Source organism: Nocardia heshunensis, assembly GCF_054782115.1.
Genome location: NZ_BAAGTC010000064.1, coordinates 1 through 1,049 on the forward strand (window position 1 = coordinate 1; position 1,049 = coordinate 1,049).

Genomic DNA, 1,049 nt, shown 5'->3' on the forward strand with positions numbered 1-1,049 from the left:
GACACATCAATCGAGCTTGTGAACAATACGAGATGGTCTAATACTTCCGCTACAAGTACTTCGTTAGTTACGTTTACCGTGCCAGCGGGTGTTGTCCAAGGATACATTCGGATTGATAATAACGGCTCGGCTGACGGTAAAGATGCTAGCGTATATTTGATATCCGTTCAAATGGTTCAAGCTACGCATAGAGTGCCGATGGCTCCAGCATTCTCAGATTTTGTTCGAGATAATGGAGATGGAACGGTTACCATTAATGGAAATACCTTTGTTCCAGCCGATAATGCCAACGTCTCCCACCGTAACCCCAACACGGGCGTGATTTCCGAGAAATCCGATTTCACTCAGCTCACTGTGTCAGGAGGTAAAACAGTCGCTACTAGCGACGATTTAAAAAGCGTTGCGCAATCTGCTTGGTATCCAATAACAGTTAATTCTGAATTCACTTCAACACCATTTTTAATGAAGTATGATTCAAAAACTGGAGTTACAAAGATTATTGGTGGCATGAAAATCTCATGGGACAAGACAAAAGGAACATGGACTAATGTTTTGATGACGTTACCAGTTGGATTTCACTTCATTAAAAATATGAGCTTACCAATCCACGTTGGAACAATTGATGGTGGCAATAATGCAACGACAACTGTGACTGGAAGAAACCTTGTTCTTACTTTTAAATATCCATATGAAGGTGAGGCTGGTATTATCAGCGTGCTTTCTTGGGGATCTAAATCTTTTTGGCAAGATGGGTTGGATAACTGGACGACCGATGCAATTGTACCTGATTAGGAAAGTGAGGAAAGACAAATGATTTATTACGTTAAGCCAGACTCAAATAGTGAGTTTCCAGACAAAGACACAGTACCAGCACTAGATGCTGCTGAAGGATTAGTAGCAGTTGATATTCCAAGTACTTCAGTCCAATATTTCACCCGCTACTGGTGGATGTACCGATTGATGGGCAATGGCCGAGTTGAAGCACCTGGCAATCTACCTAGTTTGGATATCGACTACTTAACTGGTCTAGTTGATAAGCAGGCTGAGAC

Annotated in this window: 2 protein-coding genes; both read left to right on the plus strand. The window is 42.0% G+C overall.

Annotated features, from left to right (window positions below):
* Positions 1-792: hypothetical protein (locus ACYVN4_RS45180; RefSeq protein WP_460730502.1), on the plus strand; the 792-nt coding region annotated here is incomplete at its 5' end.
* An 18-nt stretch (positions 793-810) separates the two neighbouring features.
* On the plus strand, positions 811-1,049 hold a 239-nt coding region (locus tag ACYVN4_RS45185), incomplete at its 3' end, for a hypothetical protein (protein WP_460730504.1).